The 16,130-nt window shown below is 37.7% G+C and carries 18 protein-coding genes; 2 read left to right on the forward strand and 16 right to left on the reverse strand.

Annotated features, from left to right (window positions below):
* Positions 1-342: 342 nt before the first annotated feature.
* Positions 343-738: a single-stranded DNA-binding protein gene (locus tag ACTSKG_RS08950; RefSeq protein ID WP_387582030.1), complete on the reverse strand. Its 396-nt coding sequence runs from the start codon at positions 736-738 to the stop codon at positions 343-345.
* Between the two features lie 517 nt (positions 739-1,255).
* On the opposite strand from ACTSKG_RS08950, the gene ACTSKG_RS08955 reads away from it, so the two are divergent.
* Entirely contained in the window at positions 1,256-1,687 is a 432-nt protein-coding gene (locus ACTSKG_RS08955) for a YwpF family protein (RefSeq protein ID WP_464757838.1), read from the forward strand.
* A gap of 57 nt (positions 1,688-1,744) precedes the next feature.
* On the opposite strand, the gene ACTSKG_RS08960 is transcribed toward ACTSKG_RS08955, so the two are convergent.
* The 9 genes from ACTSKG_RS08960 to spoIID form a co-directional block, all read right to left on the reverse strand.
* Positions 1,745-2,095 (reverse strand): hypothetical protein, encoded by a 351-nt coding sequence (locus tag ACTSKG_RS08960; RefSeq protein ID WP_464757839.1) that lies wholly within the window; start codon positions 2,093-2,095, stop codon positions 1,745-1,747.
* 154 nt (positions 2,096-2,249) lie between these two features.
* Entirely contained in the window at positions 2,250-2,693 is a 444-nt protein-coding gene (gene fabZ / locus ACTSKG_RS08965) for a 3-hydroxyacyl-ACP dehydratase FabZ (RefSeq protein WP_464757840.1), read from the reverse strand.
* 21 nt (positions 2,694-2,714) lie between these two features.
* The gene (locus ACTSKG_RS08970; RefSeq protein WP_464757841.1) at positions 2,715-2,975 is read right to left on the reverse strand and encodes a DNA-directed RNA polymerase subunit beta; all 261 of its coding nucleotides are present in this window, start codon (positions 2,973-2,975) and stop codon (positions 2,715-2,717) included.
* Positions 2,976-2,999: 24 nt separating this feature from the next.
* The gene (locus ACTSKG_RS08975) at positions 3,000-3,839 is read right to left on the reverse strand and encodes a flagellar hook-basal body protein (RefSeq protein WP_464757842.1); all 840 of its coding nucleotides are present in this window, start codon (positions 3,837-3,839) and stop codon (positions 3,000-3,002) included.
* A 61-nt stretch (positions 3,840-3,900) separates the two neighbouring features.
* The gene (locus tag ACTSKG_RS08980) at positions 3,901-4,740 is read right to left on the reverse strand and encodes a flagellar hook-basal body protein (protein WP_464757843.1); all 840 of its coding nucleotides are present in this window, start codon (positions 4,738-4,740) and stop codon (positions 3,901-3,903) included.
* A gap of 83 nt (positions 4,741-4,823) precedes the next feature.
* Positions 4,824-5,816 (reverse strand): rod shape-determining protein MreB, encoded by a 993-nt coding sequence (gene mreB / locus ACTSKG_RS08985; protein WP_464757844.1) that lies wholly within the window; start codon positions 5,814-5,816, stop codon positions 4,824-4,826.
* Positions 5,817-6,129: 313 nt separating this feature from the next.
* On the reverse strand, positions 6,130-6,405 hold the full coding sequence (locus ACTSKG_RS08990; protein ID WP_053590508.1) for a sporulation transcriptional regulator SpoIIID: 276 nt from the start codon (positions 6,403-6,405) through the stop codon (positions 6,130-6,132).
* A 145-nt stretch (positions 6,406-6,550) separates the two neighbouring features.
* On the reverse strand, positions 6,551-7,201 hold the full coding sequence (locus ACTSKG_RS08995; protein WP_464757845.1) for a peptidoglycan DD-metalloendopeptidase family protein: 651 nt from the start codon (positions 7,199-7,201) through the stop codon (positions 6,551-6,553).
* A gap of 10 nt (positions 7,202-7,211) precedes the next feature.
* On the reverse strand, positions 7,212-8,174 hold the full coding sequence (gene spoIID / locus ACTSKG_RS09000; protein ID WP_464757846.1) for a stage II sporulation protein D: 963 nt from the start codon (positions 8,172-8,174) through the stop codon (positions 7,212-7,214).
* A gap of 356 nt (positions 8,175-8,530) precedes the next feature.
* On the opposite strand from spoIID, the gene ACTSKG_RS09005 reads away from it, so the two are divergent.
* Positions 8,531-9,517, forward strand: a complete 987-nt coding sequence (locus ACTSKG_RS09005; protein ID WP_464757847.1) for a nuclease-related domain-containing protein — start codon at positions 8,531-8,533, stop codon at positions 9,515-9,517.
* A gap of 145 nt (positions 9,518-9,662) precedes the next feature.
* On the opposite strand, the gene murA is transcribed toward ACTSKG_RS09005, so the two are convergent.
* The 6 genes from murA to atpA form a co-directional block, all read right to left on the reverse strand.
* Positions 9,663-10,958, reverse strand: coding sequence for a UDP-N-acetylglucosamine 1-carboxyvinyltransferase (murA, locus tag ACTSKG_RS09010; protein ID WP_464757848.1), 1,296 nt, complete (start codon positions 10,956-10,958; stop codon positions 9,663-9,665).
* Positions 10,959-11,283: 325 nt separating this feature from the next.
* Positions 11,284-11,520 carry a DUF1146 family protein gene (locus ACTSKG_RS09015; protein WP_464757849.1) on the reverse strand — a complete coding sequence of 79 codons (237 nt, stop codon included), beginning with the start codon at positions 11,518-11,520 and terminating at the stop codon, positions 11,284-11,286.
* Between the two features lie 295 nt (positions 11,521-11,815).
* The gene (locus tag ACTSKG_RS09020) at positions 11,816-12,220 is read right to left on the reverse strand and encodes a F0F1 ATP synthase subunit epsilon (RefSeq protein WP_464757850.1); all 405 of its coding nucleotides are present in this window, start codon (positions 12,218-12,220) and stop codon (positions 11,816-11,818) included.
* A 24-nt stretch (positions 12,221-12,244) separates the two neighbouring features.
* On the reverse strand, positions 12,245-13,660 hold the full coding sequence (gene atpD, locus ACTSKG_RS09025; RefSeq protein WP_464757851.1) for a F0F1 ATP synthase subunit beta: 1,416 nt from the start codon (positions 13,658-13,660) through the stop codon (positions 12,245-12,247).
* A gap of 35 nt (positions 13,661-13,695) precedes the next feature.
* Positions 13,696-14,556 (reverse strand): ATP synthase F1 subunit gamma, encoded by an 861-nt coding sequence (atpG, locus tag ACTSKG_RS09030; RefSeq protein WP_464757852.1) that lies wholly within the window; start codon positions 14,554-14,556, stop codon positions 13,696-13,698.
* Between the two features lie 44 nt (positions 14,557-14,600).
* Positions 14,601-16,109: a F0F1 ATP synthase subunit alpha gene (gene atpA / locus ACTSKG_RS09035; protein ID WP_464757853.1), complete on the reverse strand. Its 1,509-nt coding sequence runs from the start codon at positions 16,107-16,109 to the stop codon at positions 14,601-14,603.
* Positions 16,110-16,130: the final 21 nt, after the last annotated feature.

A 16,130-nucleotide genomic window follows, 5' to 3' on the forward strand; every position in this document is an offset into this window, starting at 1 on the left:
CGCTCTCGCATCGATGCGTAGTGCTCTCGCAACGGCGTCTTGTTCTCGTATCGGTAAGAATCGCTCTCGCATCGATGTGGAGTGCTCTCGCATCGGTGCGTAGTGCTCTCGCAACGGCGTGTTGCTCTCGTATCGGTAAAAATCGCTCTCGCATCGATGTGGAGTGCTCTCGCAGTGCACTGAATTACTCCGCGCATGTTGCTCTTGCTTTTGAGTAAATCGTTCTGCCATTAGTTTTAAATTTAGCACCATCAAATATAACTATTTAAAAACCTGACCGTGCTTCTTCGGTCAGGTTTTCCTCTTGTAAATCAGCGGTTTTTAGTGCGGTCTACTAAGTATTTATACTGGAAGTTGATTTGAGTGTGTTGATGGAAATTCGAAATCTGTTTCTACTTTCTTCTGTTCTTGATTGTTTTCTAGTTCGTCACGTTTCTTTGTTGCCAAAAATCGGATGTCCTCCACAACTACCTCTGTTACGAATACTCTTGTTCCTTCTCCCTTCTCATATGACCGAGTATTAAGCCTACCTGTAATCCCAACAAGCGAGCCTTTCCCACAATACTTGACGGTCGTTTCTGCGAGCTTTCCCCAAATCGTGCAAAGCACAAAGTCCGCCTCATCCGTTTTGTATCCCTTATTAACTGCGACTACAAAACTAGTTTGTAATCTACCTTCAGTTAAATATTTTAGTTGTGGAGCTTTAGTCATTCGTCCGATTAACGAAACTGTGTTCACTATTTCACCTCCTCTATTTGTAATTACACTCATCATAATGGTATTAAGAATTGTTAGCAAAAGTCGGAAAAGTGATTTTAAGTGCTTTTTATTCATGAAAATGAAATTGTTTGCTTTGAAAATTTTAGCAAGTCCTGTAGAACTCTGCTTCTTACAAAATTGAAAATTGAAATTTGGCACATTCTCAAATAAATTTTAATTTCTATTTTTCCCTATGAATCGACACTTACTAAATTCTGAAATCAATTTTATAATCCAAATGTCCACGTATAAACGCAAAAAATTTATTGTTCTCTAATCTTTTTTAGGTGACACCTCGTTGCGCTAGCGTGGCTAGCCCTCGTCAATTGTCTTTTCCGCTTTTCCCGCTGGAATTGCCGCCTTTCACTCAAAAAATAAAATCAATAAAAACAATATTTCACAGTTTGAATGTTCGGCATATTGATCAAAATCGCTATTTATGAAATTGATTCATGTTATAATACATTTAATTAAATCCTTTTGAAGGAGAATGTAGATGAAAACGTTTAAGATGATGTCAATTGATTTAATTCGTGATCAAGAGATATGTCCAATTTCCATTGAGGATGGAATTGTGATTAACCAAGAAAACACGAGTCGTTCCTGGATATTGGAGCTTTTTATTGATAAAAAATATGAGGAACTTTTTAATAATTTTCAAACGACAAATGAAATAATACATGCTAAAGTTGTGATTTCTTATCCAGAAAACGAACCCGCTCATTTTGATGTTTTAACATACTCCGTGAAGGAAATAGGTGAACATATTTCTGTCTTACTAAAAGGAACATTAAAGCGAGTAAGAAAAAAATATGCTGAGTCTTTACTTGCAGAATTAATTGAAGATGGTTTAAGTGGAGAAGAACTTTTGTCCAAGTTTGAACATGATATGAAAACTAGACCTTCCTTAAAAAAAGAGGAAACATAAAAAAGGCTGACTCAAAAGAAAATCTTCTTTGAGTCAGCCTTTTCATTAAAATGCCTTCTATTTCGTTTGGCCTTTTACTCCAGTTCCATTTGTACCAGTTGTACCAGTTGTTCCGTTCATAACATTTCCATCAGGAACAACTTCATTTCCATTAGGTCCTACATTATCTATTCTATTGTTGCCATTTACACCTCTATAACCGTCTGTACCATTATTGTTAATTCCAGGCGTAGGTGTATAGTTTTCTGGTGTAGTTAGATTTGGATTGACGTTTGGATTGATTCGGTCAACACCTTGGCGAACGTCTTGCATAGGCGTTTCATTTTTGGTAGGAGCTGGTTTGTTAGTATTACATCCGACTAATAATAAAGAACACATTGCCACTGCAGGAACGGCTTTTTTCCACATAAAAAAATTCCTCCTTTCTTGGGTATCTTCATCACTTGTATGTGACTTACGATAGGTTGTCCAGGAAAGGAAAGAAATATCCCATGGCAATAATGCCTGTTTTTTCATTTGAAAAATAAAAGAAGCATATCCTCCATCTTATAGAGGAATACTATTATTGTTCTTGTTCAACAACTGGACCTAATGCAAAAAGAATGTCTGCTTCACAAACAAGTTCACCGTCTACAGTTGCAATACCATGTCCTTTACCCATTGCGCCACGTAATTTAACTAGTTCTACTTCTAGTTTTAATTGATCGCCCGGTTTCACTTGACGTTTAAATCGGCAATTATCAATACCAGTAAAGAAAGCTAGTCTCCCTTTATTTGCTGGTATTTGTAGCACTGCTACTGCTCCAACCTGTGCCAACGCTTCTACTATTAGAACTCCTGGCATAACTGGATATCCAGGGAAATGCCCATTAAAAAAATCTTCATTAATCGTTACATTTTTTAATCCTACTGCTCGTTTTCCTTCTTCCACTTCAAGAATACGATCAATCATTAAAAATGGATAACGATGAGGTAAAATTGCTTGAACTTGTTCTGTTGTTAACATGGTTTTCCCCTCCGATATTTCCTATTTACCGTCTTTAATATCTAATATATGCTGATAAGTTTCCCATTTGAGCGCATCTTTTGCTGTACCATTTCCTAGTATCCCGTATCCGACCATAAGACCAGCTGTAGCTGCGCCTAAAAATAGTGCAATAACTATTAGTATACGCAACCAAATAGGAAACATGCGGATTTGCACCCAATAGGTCTTTTTCGATTCAGCTGTTTTTGCATGTTCCAATTTTCGTTGTCGTCTGCCAGAAATTTTAATTTCTTCTGTCATATACTTAACTCCTTAATAGGAAAATTATCTTATTCCATTAATAAGACCCATCATTTGGTCTGCTAACGTTATTGACCTTGCATTAAATTGATATGAACGCTGTGCATTCATTAACTCGGTCATTTCTTTTGAAATATCTACATTAGATAATTCCAATACTTGATTCGTAACGGAGATTTGATTGCGATTGGCACCTTGAAGGTTCGTGACAACATCTTGTGCATTTACACCTAACTCCGCCAGATTATTAGGCAACTTAATATAAGTCTCAGAAAGTTGTACCATTAACTGTGGTTTTTGTAAAACGGAAACTGCTAATTCTCTTTTTACAGTGGAACCATCTGGATAGTTTGCAGTTAGTATTCCTGTTTCATTTACAGCAAAGCTTGAAACGTTATCTGGTATAGTTATTGCTTGTCCCGTTGCATCAGCCACTGGATAGCCATCGCCAGTTACAAGCATTAAGTTACCGTTTTCCATCGGTGAGACATAAAAAGCACCTTGACGTGTGTACGCTGTTTGTTGCCCGTTTTCACCATCTGGCATTAACACGTTAAAATATTGTTTTGGTTCTTGGAAAGCAAAATCTAAATCTCGACCAGTAGATTGTAAGCTTCCTTGTTTCCAATTCATTGTCGCTTGTGCTAGTGAAGCTCCTACTCCATATCGAATACCTATAGGAGATTGACGTTCTACCTTATCCAATTTGTCATTATTAAATTGTTGATAAAGTAGCTCTTGAAACTTAACATCCTTCGCTTTATAGCCATGTGTATTGGAGTTAGCAAGATTATTCCCTATTATATCTAACTGACTTTGAAGCTGCGTCATTGTATTAGTAGCAGTAATCATTGTGCGTAACAATCAAGATGACCTCTTTTCTATATTAAAAATGCTTCTAGTCGATTAAGAACTATATCTTTTATTAGTTCACGCGTCCTACTTCGTTTACCGCTTTTTGCATGCTTTGGTCATATGCTTGCAGTATTTTTTGATTTGCTTCAAAAGCTCTGTAAGCTGTTAGCAAATCAGTCATAGTTCTAGCAGAATCGACATTCGAACGCTCGATATATCCTTGTTGCATCGAAAAACTGACGTTTGCTGAATTGTAAGCAGAAGGCAAATTTGACCCATCAACAGTTTTAAATAATCCATTATCTTGTTTCAATAATTTTTCTGGTTGCGCAGCAAATGAAACACCGATTCGTGCAACTGCTTGATCATTAACATAAATCTGGCCATCGTCTGCAACACGGAAATCATCATTTTGTAGCTGTATACGCTGTCCGTTCGAATCGAGTACAAATAACCCTTGAGCGTTCGTTAAAAAGCCTCCAGGATCCAATGTGAAGCTTCCATTACGCGTGTAAGCTTCCCCTTCAACTGGATGCTGTAAACGATAAAAAATAGCGCCAGTTTGGCCAGTTTGCACGTCTTTAGGAAGTTCACCATCAATTAACGCTATATCTGTATTTAAATCGGTACCTTGAAGTTGTCCTTGTTGTAATAGCGGAATGGTTTCCTGCATATAAATGCCAGTTCCAACAGCTCCGACACCTGTTGCATATTTACCTTTAATAGGCGCTTCAGTCGGTATACTAGATGGTCCAAGTTTTGATAAAAACATTTCTGGAAACGATCTAATTACCGATTGATCTGCTTTATATCCAGGCGTATTTGCATTTGCCATATTATTTGTAAGTAATTCCGTTCTACGCTGTTGCGCAATCATTCCGGATGCAACTGTATAAAAACCACGAAACATTTGGAAACCCCCACTCTTTTTACTTTCCAGCTTTGCTTATCTAGCTTGACGCTGGAGAACTTTATTACAGTCAAACGATTTTATTATCTTCTTGAGATTTTATCAATATTATCTAACATTAAACCTGTTCCAACCGCAACACAATCCATTGGATTTTCCGCTACAAATACCGGTACTTTCAATTCTTCCACAAGAAGGTGATCCATACCATGTAAAAGAGCTCCACCACCCGTAATAATAACTCCACGATCAATAATATCCGCAGATAATTCTGGAGGTGTTTTTTCTAAAACATTTTTTGCGGCTTGTACAATAACTGATACAGATTCACGTAATGCTTTTTCAATTTCTTCCGAATGTATTGTAATTGTGCGAGGAAGACCTGTAACCATATCTCGTCCACGAATATCCATTTCTTCATGTCGACTATTAGGAAAAACAGTTCCAATTTCAATTTTAATATTTTCAGCTGTTCGTTCACCAATTAAAAGCTTGTACTCTCTTTTAATATATTGAAGGATGTCATTGTCAAAAACATCTCCAGCAATTTTAATAGATTCAGAAGTAACGATATCTCCCATAGAAAGTACGGCTACATCTGTTGTGCCTCCTCCGATATCGACAACCATATTACCGCTTGGTTGAAAAATATCCATTCCAGCGCCAATTGCAGCTACTTTAGGTTCCTCTTCCAAATACACTTTTTTACCACCGGATTTTTCAGCTGCTTCTCGAATTGCTTTTTGTTCTACACTTGTAATGTTTGTAGGACAGCAAATTAATATACGAGGTTTGGATAAAAAACCTTTTACATTTAGTTTATTTATAAAGTGCTTAAGCATTGCTTCCGTTACATCGAAGTCTGCAATTACTCCATCTTTTAGTGGACGGATTGCAACAATATTACCAGGAGTCCTACCTACCATTTGTCGTGCTTCCTCACCTACCGCAAGCACTTTATTTGTATTTTTATCTATCGCAACAACGGATGGTTCATTTAAAACAATCCCTTTTCCTTTTACATGAATTAATACGTTCGCAGTACCTAAGTCGATTCCTATATCCTTAGCAAACATTAACAGTGTTTCTCCTTCCCTGTTAAAACCATTTTATATGTATATTTCGATGTGTCTCTAACTTATAATTTTATCATAGTTTTGGAATAAATACACTTTTTTTATTGACATATTAACCGCTATTTATCAAGGTTCTTAATGGTTTGTATGTATTTAAGAGTGACCAATACCTTTGTACTAGAATCTTTTCCAAAGTTCAGTTGATAACAAAAATTAAGTACCCTTTATATACGCAGGAATGGTATTTAATGGATATTAGAGACCTGTCACGATTAATTAGTGGTACTAAGAAACAGAAAAAAGCCGTGATTCGTTACAAATCACGACCTTTCCCATCTTCCTTTTTAGTTTTCCATTTTCGTTTCGTGGCTTCTCCACCTCGCAAATGCCTGACCGATTTATGATACGCAAGAATTTCTTTTACTTCTTTAGCTAATTGCGGATCTACTAAATGGAGTCTTTCCGTCAAATCTTTATGAACTGTGCTTTTTGAATGACCGGTTGTGCTCGCGATGGCACGGACAGTTTTCTTAGTTTCGATTACCATTTCACCAAGACGTATGCATCTATGACGTATCGTTTCGTGCACTAACTCTTCCTTTCGTTAGTAAAGGAACACTTTTCATCACTTTATGCATACGTATGGGGATTTATGAATGTCATTTTCTACAATAAGCATTTGAATCCCAGCTGAATTGTGTGTTTATGAATCGTAAAAAGATAGCTAGATTAAATTAAAACGCTAGTTTTGATTCTGGATTGATTGGAACGCCGTCTTCTAAAACTTCAAATTGTAAGTGAACACCTGCAGTAGGGTTCCATTCATTTTCAGTAGATGTTGCTAGTGCTTGTCCTTGCTCTACTACATCTCCGACTTTTACTAGAATGCCAGTGACAGAACGATATTTTGTTTGCATACCATTTGCATGGGAGAGTATAATTTCATCCCCTTCAAACGGATCTAAATTTACCTCTTCTACTTTTCCGCTCATTGCAGCTAGTACTTCAAATGGTTCGCCATTCATAGATAAAGAAACACCAGTACTAGTTACGTACGTTTGATTGAACACTAGTAATGATTTTTCACGTGTCGCTTCATCGGCATCCATGTCATAATAGTGCTGTACAACTTCGATACTATCACGCAGAGTCTCTTTGAAAGGATATTTCATGGATTCTGCTTGGGCATTGGTTTCAATGGTTACTTTATCTGGATCTCCAGCTTTAGACCATTCCCCCGCTGTGTCCGTGTTTACAAACACATTGTAACCCCAAATCATTCCAACGAATGCTACCGAAAATCCCGCATAAATTAGTGGCCAAAACCACGGCTTTTTCGGATTTTTATTCTTCTGAGAAGGCTTGTTCGATTGTTCTTCTCTCATTTTCATCACCTCAATTGCTATTCTTTGCATTTGTAGGAGATTTTAAACATGTTGAGAAAGTTTTTATTTCTGTTCCTTTATAATAATGTAGTAAAATGTCATGAGCTTTCACAGAATCATGTGCCAACACCTCTGCTCCATATTGACTCATACCAACACCATGCCCATATCCAACCGTTTCTACTACAACTTTATCACTCTGAAATGTAACAGTGAAATCAGTAGATGGTAGCTCAAGCAATGCTCGTACCTCTCTGCCTGACCAAGTTTTGCCGCCAATTTGAATTGATTTAATACGGTTTGAATCCGTCTTGATCACTTGAAATGTATTCGGTATATTATCCGACCACTTCATTCCAAAAGCATTTGCCCATTCTTTCTTTGTGAATTCATACTTCTTTTTAACATTCGGTGCATAAAGTTCTTCTTCTTTGCTTGGGACAGAAACTAAATAAGGAATAGCATTACCGCTGTAACTTTCCGCGCTTTCCGTTTGCCCATTACTCGACGAAAAGAACATTGCCGTAATTAGCTGATCCTTATATACAATTATTTCTCCTTCTGTGGATGAGACAATGTTTTGAAGTTTAGATTCATACTCATCGAAGGATGCACCCCACCTTTTTTTGCGCTCCTCTTCGCTTGCATACACTTGCTTTTGCACCGTTTTGGAAATAGCGTGTTCTCCGAAATTCGTCTCTCGCAAAACATACGTCCTCGCAGCTATCGATTGCGCCTTTAATGCTTCCTCATGAAAAGAAATCGGCATTTCTGCAGCAACAACTCCTAAAACATACGTTTCGAGAGGAATTTTTTTAAGTTCCCCTTTCACTTCGATTAGTATTGGACATTCAATTTCATAATCTAGTTCCAACTTAGGTGCGGGTTTCGCTTCATGCTTTTCTTTGATTAGTAAAAACGGTAAAAACAAGAGACTAATGCAAATTAATAATAAGATAATGTTTTGTTTCATAGAGGTACTATATGCAGAAGGTTGTGGGAAAATGAACGAGTGTTGCGATGAGCTTTGCGAGGTTTTTTCTAGGAAATATTATCCATAAAATAACGTAATGTGGATAAGGGAGACCAATTCTCTAATGAAAGCAACTAATACACCATCATAAGCAATCAAATTCCTATGAAAGCAACTAATAAATTCTTTGAGCAACCAATTTATTTGTGAAAATACCAAAATGGAATTTTGATGCCTTTTTACTGTTGATAATGAGATTTCCAAACTGCATTTAAGGAAAAACACCCTTCGAAAATGGAATTCTCGTGATTTTTATCTTCTCGTAAAATATGATACTCTTTGTGTGAGGTGACATAATGATAGTAAAAAAATATTCAGCTTCCCTATACGTAAAAGCACTACATTCTCTCCATAAACGATTGTCGAGAAATCATCCAAAATATTCAATGATTAAAGAGGAGTACTATCAAAATCTAGCTGGTGAAATTGGAGAAGAAGTGGTGATGAAAATGATGGAGCAATTGAAATTGCCCTACAAGTTCTTTGTTTTTCATAATCTCTCTTTATATGCGGAATCACTTTTTCAAGTAGATATTTTATTAGTTACCCCGTACTATGCATTAGTTTTGGAAGTAAAGAATATTAAAGGAGAGATTACATTTACGGACCAACAATTGCTAAGAAAACTTGATACAAATGTAACTCACTCTTATGAAAGCCCAGTTCTTCAATTAGAAGAATATGTTTACCAACTGAATTTACTTTTCCGAGCAATTGGTATTAATTTACCGATCTACAGTGCTGTTGTCTTTGCTTTTCCAACAAGCTATATTAAAGTCCCCCCAGCTAATAAAACCGTCCTTTCCCGACGAGGAATTAAACCTTATATAAGAAATATTCAAGCTATTACTCCCTATATCAACGAGATCCAACTGGGTACCTTAAAAAATTATCTCCTAAATGCAAATACCGATTTTCATCCATTTCCATTAACCGAATACTATGGTATAAATCCTGATTCAATTCGAAAAGGAGTAGAATGCATAAATTGTGGATTAATGGGTATGAAAAAAGTCATTCGAAGTTGGTATTGTCCAAAATGCAGAGTTACTCATAGAGATGCACATGAAACTGCGCTTGTAGATTACTTCCTAGTATTTAAAAACATAATTTCAAATCAAGAATGTCAACAATTCTTAAATCTTAACAATAAACATGAAGCAACAAAAATATTAAAAAGTCCTTTACTAATGAAATCTGGGGAGTCTAGAAACAGAAAATACACCATTAAACTAAAGTCTTTAGAGGAAATAAAAGGCAAGGGAAACCATTTCAATAACTAAAGCAACTATTCTTACTTGCAAAGCGACATAATAATGTTAGGTGAAAGCAATCATTTCGACAACGAAAGCAACCAATTGCCGTTAAACCAATATTTTATCGAAAAAAAGCACCATGCATGTATGGATGCACAGTGCTTTACATATATTATACAAGTTGAATTGCTTTCTCTGGGCTCTCGCTACCGATACGTTCAATATCTGCACCAAGTGCTGCAAGTTTTTTGTCGAAATCGACGTAGCCGCGATCTAAATGATATAGTTCGGTTACTCGAGTTATTCCTTCTGCAACAAGGCCAGCGATGATTAGTGCTGCTGCTGCGCGTAAATCGGTTGCTGCAACTTCTGCGCCTTGTAGATTAGAAGGTGATTCCATAATAACAGAACGTCCTTCAATTTTCATATTACCGTTCATGCGACGGAATTCTTCTACATGCATAAAACGGTTTTCAAATACTGTTTCCGTGATGATACCTGTTCCATGAGCAGTCATCATTAATGCCATCATTTGAGATTGCATATCTGTCGGGAAACCAGGATGAGGCATCGTTTTAATATCTACAGATTTAAGTTTACCTATAGAGCGTACACGAAGTCCTTGATTTTCTTCAGTTACTTCAATGCCCATTTCTTGCATTTTTGAGATGAGAGCCGTCATATGTTCCGGGACCGCATTTTCAATAAGCACATCACCTTTTGTAATTGCTGCTGCAACCATAAATGTTCCAGCTTCAATACGATCTGGGATGATATGATGTTCCGTACCGTGAAGTTCAGTTACTCCTTCAATGCGAATTGTGTCAGTTCCAGCACCTTTAACTTTTCCACCCATTTCATTGATGAAGTTTGCTAAATCGACAATTTCCGGTTCTTTTGCAGCATTCTCGATTGTAGTAATACCTTCTGCAAGCGCCGCTGCAGTCATAATATTTTCTGTAGCTCCAACACTTGGCACGTCTAAATAAATTTTAGCACCTTGTAATCGACCGCTTGTTTTAGCTTCCACAAAGCCATGCCCAAATGAAATTTCGGCACCCATTGCTTCAAAACCTTTTAAATGCTGATCGATTGGACGAGAGCCAATAGCACACCCGCCAGGAAGTGCCACGCGTGCAAAGCCATTTCTCGCTAAAATGGGACCCATTACCAGTATTGATGCACGCATTTTCCGCACATACTCAAATTGTGCTTCACTTGAGAGTCTTTCTTGAGAGTCAATTATAACTTCATTGTTCTCTGGATTATATTTAACTTTTGTATTTAAGCTTTTTAGTACTTCATTTATTGTCAAAACGTCTGCAAGTGTTGGCACATCTTTTATTACATTTACTCCCTTGGATGCAAGTAAAGCTGCTGCTAGTACTGGTAGTACCGCATTTTTCGCACCTTCAACTCGAACATTGCCTCTTAAAGTTTGACCGCCTTTAACAACGATTTTATCCACTTCTTTCCCTCCGCGTTCATTATCCTCATTTGCTTTTATATAAATGAAATATGTATGATGTCATTATTAGGAATTCAAAACAATATACATCATACAACGAATTTCGCGTATATACAAGCATCTAAAACACTATTTTCATCGACTATTTCGTAATTTTTCTAATGCTATAGTATACGTTATACCCTGTCTTTTCGTGTAGATAATCTTAAATTACCCTCGTAAGCCTCACATAAACATATTTGACAAAATATTTCCCAGGAAATTTGAGGAGATTCTACATGCTCATACAAACCTCTCCAATATTTGCATGAGCATATAGAATCGCTTATTGAAATAAAAACTGGAATTGATTAGACCAAGCTGTTACATTTAAGAAAAAATTAGCTACAGTCGATCCTATTGCTATACTAGCTAAGATATAAAATAACTGAGCTTGAAACACATGGTTTTTTTTGATAACTTTTTCAACCATAAGCGCTTGAAGTGCATAAAACGATATACCTATAAAAAATACATTGGCTAAAATCGCAATAATTGCCTGCTCTCCATTTAATAAACCCACTTTTATCCTCCTTCAAACCTCTAATAAACTTCTTTTTTGAATCTTCTACTGCTACGTTTTCTCTTCCCAACTTTTGGATCTTGATGTGAAGACTTTCCAGCGTTTCATCGATGTTGCTCTTAATATGATAAAAACGGACAGAACTAGTTCTGCCCGTTTGTTTTTCATATAAATCAAATTACCTTGGCTAAGAGACTAGATTTTGTATCGTGCAGACACGATTAACTCCCTTACAAAATCTGTGGCATTCACCAGAGGTCTTAAATCTTATTCATTAATTAATAACTGAATAAGATTAAATGTTACCCTCATAAACGTTGATACGATTCATCGCACGCTTCAAGGCAAGTTCAGCACGACTAAAGTCTGTTGAATCTTGCTTACTTTGAAGACGTTCTTCTGCACGTTTCATCGATTCTTTTGCACGAGCTACATCGATATTTGAAGCAATTTCGGCTGATTGTGTAAGGATAGAAACCTTTTCAGGACGAACTTCCACAAATCCTCCATTAATTGCTACGTACTCGGATTTTCCATCTTTTTTCAGTTTAACGGCACCAATAACAAGTGGCGCAACCGTTGGAATATGACCAGGTAAAATACCGATTTCACCGGATGCTGTTTTGGCGATGATCATGTCGACTTCAGAATCGTATACCGGGCCGTCGGGAGTGACAATATTGACTGTAAGTGTCTTCATATTTTTACCTCCTGGTCCGATTTATTATACTTCTACGCCCATGCTTTTCGCTTTTTCAATAACTTCTTCAATGCGTCCAACTAAACGGAAAGCATCTTCTGGAAGGTGATCAAATTTTCCTTCAAGAATTTGTTTAAATCCTTGAACTGTTTCTTTAACTGGAACATATGAACCTTTTTGACCTGTAAATTGTTCTGCAACATGGAAATTTTGAGATAGGTAGAACTGAATACGACGAGCACGGTTAACCGTTAACTTGTCATCATCGCCTAATTCATCCATACCTAAGATTGCAATGATATCTTGAAGCTCTCTGTAGCGTTGTAATGTATATTGCACTTGGCGTGCTACATCATAATGCTCTTGCCCTACGATTTCTGGTGAAAGCGCACGAGAAGAAGAAGCTAAAGGATCCACAGCTGGGTAAATACCCATCTCAGATAATTTACGCTCTAAGTTTGTTGTCGCATCTAAGTGAGCGAATGTTGTTGCTGGAGCTGGATCCGTATAGTCATCGGCTGGTACATAAATCGCTTGGATAGATGTAACTGAACCAGTGTTTGTTGACGTGATACGCTCTTGTAATTGACCCATTTCTGTAGCAAGAGTTGGTTGGTAACCAGCAGCAGAAGGCATACGACCTAAAAGTGCTGAAACCTCAGAACCTGCTTGAGTGAAACGGAAAATATTATCGATGAATAAAAGTACGTCTGCACCCTGTTCATCACGGAAATATTCAGCCATTGTAAGACCAGTTAAAGCAACACGCATACGTGCACCAGGTGGCTCATTCATTTGACCGAATACCATTGCTGTTTTCTTAATAACGCCAGAATCGCTCATCTCGTGGAATAAGTCGTTTCCTTCACGTGTACGCTCACCAACACCAGCGAATACCGAAATACCACCGTGTTCTTGCGCAATATTGTTAATAAGTTCTTGGATAAGAACCGTTTTCCCTACACCGGCACCACCGAATAGACCGATTTTACCACCTTTAATGTATGGAGCTAAAAGGTCTACTACTTTAATACCTGTTTCAAGAATTTCAACTTCTGTTGAAAGGTTTTCAAATGTTGGAGCTTGACGGTGAATTGGATCACGACGCTCACCCGCTGGAACCTCTTCTCCTAAGTCGATAACTTCGCCTAGTACGTTGAATACACGTCCTAATGTTACGTCACCAACTGGAACAGAAATTGCTGCACCAGCATCAAATACCTCTGTACCACGCTTAAGACCATCAGTTGATGCCATAGCAATAGTACGAACAGAGTCATCTCCTAAGTGTAAAGCTACTTCTAACGTTAACGTAGTAGGCGCTTCATTTGGACGTTCAATCGCTACAGTTAATGCATTATAAATAGCTGGTAATTGGCCGTTGTCAAACTTAACGTCAACAACTGGACCCATTACTTGTAGTACTTGTCCTTTGTTCACTACTGTTCCCTCCTGTCTTACTTTTCTTTCATTTACTATTCTAGAGCCGCTGCACCGCCAACAATTTCCGTAATTTCTTGTGTAATTGCCGCTTGTCGTGCTCGGTTATAAACTAATGTTAAGTTACCAATTAAGTCAGTTGCGTTGTCTGTTGCAGATTTCATCGCGGACATACGCATAGCATGTTCACTTGCTTTACCATCGAGTAATGCACCAAAAATTAGGCTTTCCGCATATTGCGGAAGTAACACTTCTAGAATCGCTTCAGCTGAAGGATCGAATTCATAAGAAGCAGTTGTGCCTGTTTCTACTGCAATATCCGTAAGTGGCAGTACCTTTTTCTCTGTTACTTCACTAGAGATGGCACTGACAAAGTGGTTATAGTACATATAAAGTTCATCATATGTACCATCTGTGAACATACCAACAGCTCTGCGCGCTATTTCTTTAATATCAGAAAAAGCAGGTTGATCTGGTAAACCTATTACTTCTCCGATTACATTAGAACCACGTTTTGCGAAGAAGTCACGTCCCATACGACCAATTGCTAAGATCACATACTCATCTTTTGAAGAATGTCGCTCCGCTATTGCATTAGATGCTGCACGGATAATATTACTATTATACGCACCAGCTAAGCCACGATCTGCAGTAATAACAAGATATGCCGTCTTTTTCACAGGACGAGAAGTTAACATTGGATGTGCTCCGTCGCTAGTTCCTGTTGCAATTGCGCCTACTACTTCTTGAATTTTAGACATGTAAGGAACGTATGCTTTCGCATTTTCCTCCGCACGATTCAATTTAGAAGCAGAAACCATTTGCATAGCTTTGGTAATTTGACTTGTTTTCTTTGTTGACGTAATTTTACTTTTAATGTCGCGTAATGATGCCACTGGTATTTCACCACCTTATCGTTTTTTTCACTTAGACAAAAGAATTATTCAGATTTAGCGAAAGTCTTTTTGAATGCAGAAATTGCATTTGTTAAGTCTTCATCTGAAGGAAGAGCTTTAGTCGTGCGAATATGATCTAAAACGTTTGTGTGGTTTGTATCTAACCAGCTATATAACTCTGCTTCAAAGCGACTGATATCTTTAACTGGGATATCATCTAAATGGCCACGTGTTAAAGCATATAAAATCATAACTTGTTTTTCTACTTTAATAGGAGAATTCAAGTCTTGTTTTAATACTTCTACAGTACGAACACCGCGGTTAAGTTTTGCTTGAGTTGCAGCGTCAAGATCTGATCCAAATTGAGAGAATGCTTCTAGTTCACGGTATGCAGCTAAGTCAAGACGTAGCGTACCCGCAACACTCTTCATTGCTTTAATTTGAGCTGATCCACCTACACGGGATACGGATAAACCAGCGTTAATCGCAGGACGTACACCAGAGAAGAATAAATCAGATTGTAAGAAAATTTGACCATCTGTAATCGAGATTACGTTTGTTGGAATGTAAGCAGAGATGTCTCCCGCTTGTGTTTCAACGAATGGTAATGCAGTGATTGAACCTGCACCTAATGTTTCATTTAACTTCGCAGCGCGCTCAAGTAGACGGCTGTGTAAGTAGAATACATCCCCTGGATATGCTTCACGACCTGGAGGACGTTTAAGTAGTAATGAAAGTTCACGGTATGCAGCAGCTTGTTTAGATAAATCATCATAAACGATTAACACATGCTTGCCTTCGAACATAAATTCTTCTGCCATTGTTACACCCGCATAAGGAGCTAAGTATAATAATGGAGCTGGTTGAGATGCAGATGCAGTAACAACGATTGTGTAGTCTAGAGCACCTTTTTTACGAAGTGTTTCAACAACATTACGAACAGTCGATTCTTTTTGACCGATTGCTACGTAAACACAAATCATATCTTGGTCTGCTTGGTTAAGAATAGTATCAATCGCAACAGTTGTTTTACCTGTTTGACGGTCACCGATGATTAACTCACGTTGTCCGCGTCCGATTGGTACAAGCGCGTCAATTGCTTTAATACCTGTTTGAAGTGGCTCATGAACCGATTTACGAGCCATAACCCCTTGTGCAGGACTTTCAATTGGACGAGATTTTGTAGTTGCGATAGGACCTAGTCCATCAACTGGTTGGCCAAGTGGATTGACTACGCGGCCAATCAATTCTTTACCAACAGGAACTTCCATAATACGGCCAGTTCGACGTACTTCATCGCCTTCTTTGATGTCTGTGTATGGTCCAAGGATAACGATACCAACGTTGTTCGTTTCCAAGTTTTGTGCCATACCTAATACACCAGTTGAGAATTCTAAAAGTTCTCCAGCCATGACGTTGTCGAGGCCATGAGCAAGGGCGATACCGTCACCAATTTTGATAACTGTACCAACATCGCTAACTTTCATCTCAGATTCATAATTCTCAATCTGCTGTTTAATCAAGACACTGATTTCTTCAGCTTTGATGCTCATGTATGTCACCTCTCTAAATTC

Source organism: Psychrobacillus syltrankelensis (assembly GCF_055454035.1).